The sequence below is a fragment of the Spirosoma soli genome (assembly GCF_042684525.1).
GTDB lineage: Bacteria > Bacteroidota > Bacteroidia > Cytophagales > Spirosomataceae > Spirosoma > Spirosoma soli.
Map to the genome: position 1 here is coordinate 1 of NZ_JBHULN010000050.1, position 1,248 is coordinate 1,248.

At 45.9% G+C, this 1,248-nt stretch carries 1 protein-coding gene; it reads right to left on the reverse strand.

What is annotated here, in order from left to right; all coding sequences use genetic code 11:
• Positions 1-14: 14 nt before the first annotated feature.
• Complete coding sequence (locus ACFSUS_RS29015; protein WP_381528790.1) at positions 15-1,022, reverse strand: IS110 family RNA-guided transposase; 1,008 nt, start codon at positions 1,020-1,022, stop codon at positions 15-17.
• Positions 1,023-1,248: the final 226 nt, after the last annotated feature.

Consider the following 1,248-nt stretch of genomic DNA (forward strand, 5'->3'; position numbering starts at 1 on the left):
CCGATTTCTATGGTTCAAACAAGGATTGGCGTATAATTTTTATCATATTTTTCGTTCCGGCGCACAACGGCATAAACGCGATGAATTAGCTTATTTCGTACAGCGTTTAGAACTAACATACGATTTTTACCCTCCTTGACTTTGCGCTGATAATAGACTTGCAGCTCGCCCTTACTTTTAACAGCCGCCATGGAAGCTAGATGTAGCAAAGTTTTGAGCGATTTTCGGGCATGATGATTAACGCGGGTACGTCCCCGGACACTACTTCCCGAACGATGTTCAAAGGGCGCTACACCAGCGTGGCAAGCTAGCTTTTTGGGTTCAGTAATGGCCTTGAATTCGTCAGTGGCAATAACTATCTCAGTAGCAACGATAGTGCCCACGCCGGGTATAGACGTAAGAAGGCTAAAAAGAGTTTTCAACTCCGTGTCATGCTGAATCAAGCTTTTCAGACTTGCTTCCACTTGCTCAAGATCTTTTCTTAGGGCCTTGAGTGAGTTATCACAATGGTTTTTTAACTGGCATTGAAGCGCTCGGTCACCAAAACGTTTTTGCTCCGTTAAGGGAACGGCTAGCTGATTAATGGCTGCTTGCAAACGATGGCGAAGCTGGCTTAACTCGGTTAGTTGTTTCAAAACAGAACGAGTCGGTTGCCAAATGCGTAAACGGTCTCGAAACCGATACGCATACTCAGCAATACGGATCGCATCAATGGCATCCGATTTACCCCGTTGCAGCCCACCGGCTTGTTTGATCTGGATTGACGCTTCCAACCATAGGAAGAAGCCTTCTTGGTAGAGTACTTCTAACACATGAGCATTGTAAATACCCGTATGTTCTAGACAGCAAATACTGGTGGCTACAGTAAACTGAGGTAAGGCAATTAGCTGTTTGACGACCTTGCCGACTGCCTTGGCCGAGTTGTCAGATTGAAATTGACCGACTAAGCCAGCAGATGTGTAAACAGCCCAATCAAGTGTGTTTTTCGATACATCAATGCCAATGAAATAGTGGAATTGCATAAGCTCTATTATTTAAGGGTGAAGCAATGAACTTGTCCCTATCCTCAATACCTTGCTAACGGGCCTGGGGTCCCACATTTCTATTCGAGTCGGGGGCAAGAAGACAGAGCGGGACCTGAATCGGACCATGGGTCGTACCTAGCCACCGCGATAGGGAAGCCCGCTCTGATGTTTTTAGAAAGCTAGCTAATTCTTAGATTCTTACCATGCCACAAACCTAAAGGCC

Bases quoted from the DNA above. Each gene is read 5' to 3' on its own strand.
- ACFSUS_RS29015 (WP_381528790.1), bottom strand. From the start codon at position 1,022: ATGCAATTCCACTATTTCATTGGCATTGATGTATCGAAAAACACACTT.